A 7,457-nucleotide genomic window follows, 5' to 3' on the forward strand; every position below is an offset into this window, starting at 1 on the left:
GAGGGCTGGGGTGAGGGGGATAGATCGAAAGCACACCACAAATCTCAAAGCCAGACACAAAAAAAGCCCATGACACGTCATGGGCTTTTCACTTGCAGCTAGCAGCTTGAAACTCGCAGCTGCGCTTACACGTAAAACGATTTCAACGGCGGAAAGCCATTGAACTCAACCGCGCTGTAACTGGTGGTGTACGCCCCGGTCGACAGCCAGTACAGACGATCACCGATCGCCAGGTTCAACGGCAGACCGTATTTGTAGTTCTCGTACATGATGTCAGCGCTGTCGCAGGTCGGGCCGGCGATGACGACTTCTTCCATCTCGCCTTTCTTCTCGGTCCAGATCGGGAACTTGATCGCTTCGTCCATGGTTTCAATCAGGCCGGAGAATTTGCCCACATCGGTATAAACCCAACGTTCAACAGCGGTGCGCGACTTGCGTGCAACCAGCACCACTTCGCTGACCAGAATCCCGGCGTTGGCGATCAGCGAACGGCCCGGCTCGAGAATGATTTCCGGCAGGTCATCACCGAAGTCTTCCTTGAGGAAACGGATGATTTCTTCGGCGTAGGTTTCCAGGCTGTTGGTGCGGGTGATGTAGTTGGCCGGGAAGCCACCGCCCATGTTGATCAGCTTCAGGTGAATGCCGTCTTCTTCTTTCAGGCGCTCGAAGATCACTTTGACCTTGGCGATCGCCGCGTCCCAGACGCTGATGTCGCGTTGCTGCGAACCGACGTGGAAGGAGATGCCGTAAGGCACCAGGCCGAGGTCGCGAGCGAGGATCAGCAGGTCCATGGCCATGTCGGTCTGGCAGCCGAATTTGCGCGACAGTGGCCAGTCAGCCGTGGTCGAGCCTTCGGTGAGGATGCGCACATAGACTTTCGAACCCGGGGCAGCCTTGGCGATGTTGCGCAGGTCGGCTTCGGAGTCGGTGGAGAACAGACGCACGCCCTTCTCGTAGAAGTAGCGGATGTCCTTGGATTTCTTGATGGTGTTGCCGTAGCTGATGCGGTCCGGGCTGACGCCACGATCCATCACCTTGTCCAGCTCATAGATCGAGGCGATGTCGAAGCTCGAACCTTTCTCTTTGAGCAGGTCGATGATCTCGACGGCCGGGTTGGCCTTGACCGCGTAGTAGACCTTGGCGAATTCGAAACCGGCGCGCAGGTCATCGTAGGCCTGGGCGATCATCGCGGTGTCGATCACCACGAACGGGGTTTCCTGTTTGTCGGCGAACGCCTTCATTTTGTCGAATGTAGCGCGCGCGAAATAGTCTTCGACCTGGATCGACATGCTGGGAACTCCTACTGGCAAACTGAAATTAACAATGGGTGCAAATGAACGTCCTCCGTATCCCCACTTTGGTTCGCCTACTTCCCAAGGCATGTCGCCGAAAGCAAAAAGGCCATGGGATGTGCAGCTTTCCCTTGGCCTTGCTGTCTCGTCGTCAGTACTTGAGCCGGATGGATCGTTTCCAGCATGGACGTTCGGCGCGAACTTTAGGGCGTGAGGGGCGTGAGATCAACTAAAAATGTCGCGTTTTTGCACGCTTCTGACGTGCGTCGCGTTCATCACTCTTTGTAGCCGACCGAGATGACGGGCAGATGTTCCCCGAGAATTTTCCAGTGTTAAAAATACCTGCACGTTCGCAGCTTTTGCCGGCGAAGTCGTAGGTAAGTGTGATGGGCGCAACATCGGCGACGATGGCCGCGAGAGATGGGGGTGATGGGGATTTTGGCTGTTTGGACGGCTATCCAGCGCATGCTGTCTGGTTCTCAGGTGTTGAGATTCTTTTCCGCCTTGTGAATGACTTGGTAACACCCCCGGTCCAGTAGGAGTGAGCCTGCTCGCGATGACTTTTTTCAGCCGACATCTTCATTGACTGATATTGCGCTATCGCGAGCAGGCTCACTCCTACAGGGTTTTGTGTTTTTACCGGTTAATCAGGCGACCACCGCCTCAGCCGGCGAGACAATACTGGTCTTCATCCCACGCGAACGCCCCGAACTCAGATAAGCCGCAATCGACTCCTGCGTCACCTCACCGAGGAACACCCGTTCGGCATCCATCACTGGCAGCCACGAACGATTGAACTCGTACATGCGTGACAGCAGGATGCGCAAATGTTCGTCGTACGCTGCCGTGGCATTGAACTCACGCAGGAACTGCGCGCAGGTGCCGGTCTGACGGTGCAGATCACGACGGCGCACATAACCCAGCGCCTTGTTCTCGGCACAGGTGACCACCACGTAGCGACGGTCATGCTCGTCCATCAATTCCAGCGCATCAGCCACCGGCGTCTCCGGGCTCACCGACGGTGCGTTGTCCGCCGCATCTTCTGCCTTCACCAGCAACAGACGCTTGAGCGTGCTGTCCTGCCCCACGAAGCTGCTGACAAAGTCGTCCGCCGGGTGCGCGAGCAGCGTGTCCGGGTGATCGATCTGCAGCAGTTTGCCGGCGCGGAAGATTGCGATCTTGTCGCCGAGTTTGATCGCTTCGTCGATGTCGTGGCTGACCATGATCACAGTCTTGTTCAGCGCGCGCTGCATCTCGAAGAACTCGTTCTGGATCATCTCGCGGTTGATCGGGTCGACCGCACCGAACGGCTCATCCATCAACAGCAACGGTGCATCAGCGGCCAGTGCGCGGATCACGCCGATGCGCTGTTGCTGGCCACCGGACAGTTCACGCGGGTAGCGATGCAGATATTGCTTGGGCTCAAGCTTGATCATGCTCATCAACTCGCGGGCGCGGTCGTGGCATTTCTGTTTGTCCCAGCCGAGCAGTTTCGGCACGACAACGATGTTCTCTTCGATGGTCATGTTCGGGAACAGGCCGATCTGCTGGATCACGTAACCGATGTTACGGCGCAGGGTCACTTCGTCGAGGTCGGTGGTGTCTTCGCCGTTGATGAGGATCTTGCCCGAGGTCGGTTTGATCAGGCGATTGATCATCTTCAGCGTGGTGCTTTTACCGCAACCCGATGGCCCGAGGAACACACAGATTTCGCCTTCATTGACGGTCAGGCTTACCGAGTCCACGGCTTTGACGTCTTTGCCGTTGCTTTGGAAAGTTTTGCTGAGGTTTTGAAGTTCGATCATTTGAGCAGTCCTTTTGGAGTCAACGAGCGTTGCAGCCATTGGAGAAACAGGTCAGCGAAAATGGCCAGAAGACTGACCAGCAGTGCGCCGACGATCAGCATCGACATGTCACTGCGGCTGATGGAAGCGAGGATCAACACACCGAGGCCGCCGGCGCCGATGGTCGCGGCGATGGTCATCACGCCGATGTTCATCACCACGGCGGTACGCACGCCGGCGAGGATCACCGGCACGGCGATCGGCAACTCGACCATGCGCAGACGCTGGCCGAAGGTCATGCCGATGCCGCGCGCGGCTTCACGGATGCCCGGTTCCACACCAGTGAGGGCGAGGTAGGTGTTGCGCATGATCGGCAACAGTGAATAAAGGAACACGGCGGTGATCGCCGGCATCGGGCCGAGGCCCTGGCCGAACTTGGAGTAGAACGGCAGCAGCAAACCGAACAGGGCAATCGACGGCACCGTCAGCAGCACCGTGGCGCTGGCTTGCAATGGGCCGGCGAGAGTCGGAAACCGCGTCATCAGAATGCCCAACGGCACGCCAACGACAATCGCCAGGGTCACGGCGATGCCGACGAGGGTGATGTGCTGCCAGGTCAGGTGCATCACCTGCTGCCAGTCGAGGTGGGAAAAGGCGTTCAGAAATTCCATGACTTTTCCTCCTTAGTTAAGTGGGTGCTGGCGCAGGAAATCGGCGGCCACTTTCGAAGGGCTTTCGTGATCGACGTCGACCCGCGCGTTGAGCTGGCGCATGGTTTCGTCGTCGAACAGTTCGGCCAGCGGCTTGAGTTGCTCGGCCAGTTGCGGGTGCGCGTCGAGGTAGGCCTGACGCACTACTGGCGCGGCGGTGTAGTCGGGGAAGTAATGCTTGTCGTCTTCCAGCAGTTTCAGGCCGAAGGCGTTGAGGCGACCGTCGGTGGTGTAGACCAGACCGGCAAACACCTGTCCGTTGCGCAACGCGGTGTAAACCAGGCCCGCGTCCATCTGGCGGATATTTTTGCGGGTCAGGTTCATGCCGTAGAGATCGACCATGCCGATCAGACCGTCGGAGCGGTTGGCAAACTCGGTATCCAAAGCCACCAAGTGATTGGTCTTGGCCTCGGCGCGCAGCACGTCGTTCAACTGGCTGATGTTGTTGATCTGCGGATATTCCTCGGCGACCTTTTTAGGGAGGGCGAGGGCATAGGTGTTGCTGAATTTCGACGGGGTCAGCCAGACCAGACCTTTTTTCGCGTCGAGTTCTTTCACCCGGGCGTAGGACTGGGCGCTGTCGAGTTTTTCCGTGACATGGTTGTAAGCCACCAGCGACACGCCGGTATATTCCCAGAGCATGTCCAACTGCCCGCTTTCGTGGGCGCTGCGGGCGAGGTTGCTGCCCAGGCCACCGGTGATCTGCGCGTCGTAGCCTTTGCTGCGCAGGTATTGCGCGGTGATTTCGGCGAGCAGGGTTTGCTCAGTGAAGACTCGGGCGCCGAGGCGGATAACCGGTTTTTCAGCGGCTTGCGCGATTCCTGCGAACAGCAGGATGCAGCCCACTATCAATCCCAAAGACGAGCTAAATCGTTTCATAAATATTCCTTCGCAAAAGCCTTAAGACGGGCGCAAACCGCGTTCCAGCCAGAGACGGCTGGCGAGGGTGACGACGCCATCGAGCAGCAAGGCCAGCAGCGCGGTACACGCGGCGCCGAGCAACAGTTGCGGCTGATTGTTCAGGGCGATGCCAGGGAAGATCAGGCTGCCGAGGCTGTTGGCGCCGATCAGGAACGCCAGTGGCGCGGTGCCGACATTGATCGCCAGAGCCACGCGCACACCACCGACGATGATCGGCACGGCGTTGGGCAATTCGACTTTCCACAGCACTTGGCGCGGGGTCATACCGATGCCGACGGCCGCTTCTTTCAGCGAGCCCTGGACGTTTTTCAGGCCTTCGTAGGTGTTGCGCACAATCGGCAACAAGGAAGCGAGGAACAGCGCGAAGATCGCCGGGCCACTGCCGATCCCGAGGACGCCCAGGGCAATCGCGAGCACGGCCAACGGTGGCACGGTGTTACCGATATTGAAGATCTGCATGAAGCGTTCGGCGCGGCCGACCATGGTCGGGCGACTGAGGAAGATGCCGGCGGGGATGCCCACGACAAGGGCGGCCAGCATTGAAGCGAGGACGAGAATCAGATGAGCTTGCAGGTAAAACAACAAATCGTCGCGGTAGTGTTCGATCGTGTTGATGCCGATCCAGTGGACCAGCAGGGCCAGGAGCGCGATCACCACCGCACCTCCCATCAGCCCTTTGCCATAGCGGATAGCCACAGGCGGACTCCTTTTTTTGTAGTCGGCGAACGCCCTCCCGTGTGGCATGCCGTACATGGCTGCCGGGAATAAACGTTCGCGAGAAGCAGCTCCCTCAGCACCGGCAAAAAGCGGTCTGAAAGCGAGCCATGAGCGCAGCCTCGTCAGGCTAACTTGCTGATTTTTCAGCCCCTGACGAAAATTCGTAACAGGGGATGGACGTCTCCGTGCTTCAAAAGGTTCCCATCTGCGGCAGCATTTGGCCACCCTTAATGTGCTCAACGGTTCGGTTATTGCATCGAGTTGGGCTATAATCGCGGCCCTTTTTTGAATCACCGCCAGGCGATTTCCCATGACCAACCAGGCCGCCGAAGTCGCGAAACGCCGCACTTTCGCCATTATTTCCCACCCCGATGCCGGTAAAACCACGATCACCGAAAAGCTCCTGTTGATGGGCAAGGCGATTGCAGTGGCCGGTACGGTGAAATCCCGTAAATCCGATCGCCATGCGACATCCGACTGGATGGAGATGGAGAAGCAACGGGGTATTTCCATTACCACGTCGGTCATGCAGTTCCCGTATCGCGAACACATGATCAACCTGCTCGACACCCCGGGCCACGAAGACTTCTCCGAAGATACCTACCGCACCCTGACCGCGGTGGACTCGGCATTGATGGTTCTCGACGGCGGTAAAGGTGTAGAGCCACGGACCATTGCGCTGATGGACGTCTGCCGTCTGCGTGACACGCCGATCGTCAGCTTCATCAACAAACTCGACCGTGACATCCGCGACCCGATCGAACTGCTCGACGAGATCGAAGCCGTGCTGAAGATCAAGGCCGCGCCGATCACCTGGCCGATCGGTTGCTACCGCGACTTCAAGGGCGTGTACCACCTGGCCGATGACTACATCATTGTCTACACCGCCGGTCACGGTCACGAACGCACCGAAACCAAGATCATCGAGAAGCTCGACTCCGACGAAGCGCGTGCGCATCTGGGCGACGAGTACGAGCGTTTCATCGAGCAGCTGGAACTGGTTCAGGGTGCCTGCCACGAATTCAACCAACAGGAATTCCTCGACGGTCAGCTGACCCCGGTGTTCTTCGGTACCGCACTGGGCAACTTCGGTGTTGATCATGTGCTCGACGCCGTCGTTGATTGGGCACCGCGTCCGCTGGCCCGTGTCGCTAACGAGCGTACCGTCGAGCCGGTGGAAGAGAAGTTCTCGGGCTTCATCTTCAAGATCCAGGCGAACATGGACCCGAAGCACCGCGACCGCATCGCCTTCATGCGCATTTGCTCCGGCAAGTACGAGAAAGGCATGAAGATGCGCCACGTGCGTACCGGCAAGGACGTGCGTATCGGCGACGCCCTGACGTTCTTCTCCTCCGAGCGTGAGCAGCTTGAAGAAGCCTTTGCCGGCGACATCATTGGTTTGCACAACCACGGCACCATCCAGATTGGCGACACCTTCAGTGAAGGTGAAACCCTCGGTTTCACCGGCATTCCGCACTTTGCGCCGGAGCTGTTCCGTCGTGTGCGCCTGCGTGATCCGCTGAAATCCAAGCAGTTGCGTCAGGGTCTCCAGCAACTGGCCGAAGAAGGTGCAACGCAGGTGTTCTTCCCGGAGCGCAGCAATGACATCATTCTTGGCGCTGTGGGTGTGCTGCAGTTTGATGTGGTCGCCAGCCGTTTGAAGGAGGAATACAAGGTTGAGTGCTCGTATGAGCCGATTACTGTGTATTCCGCGCGCTGGATTGAGTGCAGCGACAAGAAGAAGCTTGAGGAGTTTTCCAACAAGGCTGTGGAGAACCTGGCGGTCGATGGCGGTGGGCACCTGACCTATCTTGCGCCGACGCGGGTTAACCTGGCGTTGATGGAAGAGCGTTGGCCGGATGTGAAATTCCGCGCGACGCGTGAGCATCACTAAGCTCTGAGTTGGTTTGTCCGAAGCCCCCTCGGTGTGTGCCTAGGGGGCTTTTTTTTGCTTTGGTTTTGGGGGTATATCCGTTTTTTGGGTGATGGCGGCTTAGGGTTCCGCCCTTACGGCGGGTCACCTTTTCCAAACG

General features: G+C 58.2%; 6 protein-coding genes. 1 reads left to right on the plus strand and 5 read right to left on the minus strand.

Going from position 1 to position 7,457, the window contains the following annotated elements; genetic code table 11:
- Positions 1-125 precede the first annotated feature (125 nt).
- From PMI23_RS26010 to PMI23_RS26030, 5 genes are all read right to left on the minus strand, one after another.
- Positions 126-1,289, minus strand: a complete 1,164-nt coding sequence (locus PMI23_RS26010) for a type III PLP-dependent enzyme (protein ID WP_007915304.1) — start codon at positions 1,287-1,289, stop codon at positions 126-128.
- Positions 1,290-1,939: 650 nt separating this feature from the next.
- Positions 1,940-3,097 carry an osmoprotectant ABC transporter ATP-binding protein OsmV gene (locus PMI23_RS26015; protein ID WP_007915305.1) on the minus strand — a complete coding sequence of 386 codons (1,158 nt, stop codon included), beginning with the start codon at positions 3,095-3,097 and terminating at the stop codon, positions 1,940-1,942.
- On the minus strand, positions 3,094-3,747 hold the full coding sequence (locus PMI23_RS26020; RefSeq protein WP_007915307.1) for an ABC transporter permease: 654 nt from the start codon (positions 3,745-3,747) through the stop codon (positions 3,094-3,096). Before PMI23_RS26020 ends, PMI23_RS26015 begins: the two co-directional genes overlap by 4 nt.
- Before the next feature lie 12 nt (positions 3,748-3,759).
- Complete coding sequence (locus PMI23_RS26025; RefSeq protein ID WP_007915309.1) at positions 3,760-4,665, minus strand: glycine betaine ABC transporter substrate-binding protein; 906 nt, start codon at positions 4,663-4,665, stop codon at positions 3,760-3,762.
- 21 nt (positions 4,666-4,686) lie between these two features.
- Positions 4,687-5,376, minus strand: a complete 690-nt coding sequence (locus PMI23_RS26030; RefSeq protein ID WP_169844036.1) for an ABC transporter permease — start codon at positions 5,374-5,376, stop codon at positions 4,687-4,689.
- A gap of 358 nt (positions 5,377-5,734) precedes the next feature.
- Here PMI23_RS26030 and PMI23_RS26035 point away from each other — a divergent pair, with 358 nt between their 5' ends.
- Entirely contained in the window at positions 5,735-7,318 is a 1,584-nt protein-coding gene (locus PMI23_RS26035) for a peptide chain release factor 3 (RefSeq protein WP_007915312.1), read from the plus strand.
- Positions 7,319-7,457 lie beyond the last annotated feature (139 nt).

Origin of the sequence: Pseudomonas sp. GM24 (assembly GCF_000282235.1) — a bacterium.
Lineage (GTDB): Bacteria > Pseudomonadota > Gammaproteobacteria > Pseudomonadales > Pseudomonadaceae > Aquipseudomonas.

Excerpts from the sequence above, each read along its gene's own strand:
- PMI23_RS26015 (WP_007915305.1), bottom strand. The coding sequence starts at position 3,097 with ATGATCGAACTTCAAAACCTCAGCAAAACTTTCCAAAGCAACGGCAAA.
- PMI23_RS26025 (WP_007915309.1), bottom strand. The coding sequence starts at position 4,665 with ATGAAACGATTTAGCTCGTCTTTGGGATTGATAGTGGGCTGCATCCTG.
- PMI23_RS26020 (WP_007915307.1), bottom strand. The coding sequence starts at position 3,747 with ATGGAATTTCTGAACGCCTTTTCCCACCTCGACTGGCAGCAGGTGATG.
- PMI23_RS26030 (WP_169844036.1), bottom strand. The coding sequence starts at position 5,376 with ATGGGAGGTGCGGTGGTGATCGCGCTCCTGGCCCTGCTGGTCCACTGG.
- PMI23_RS26010 (WP_007915304.1), bottom strand. The coding sequence starts at position 1,289 with ATGTCGATCCAGGTCGAAGACTATTTCGCGCGCGCTACATTCGACAAA.
- PMI23_RS26035 (WP_007915312.1), top strand. The coding sequence starts at position 5,735 with ATGACCAACCAGGCCGCCGAAGTCGCGAAACGCCGCACTTTCGCCATT.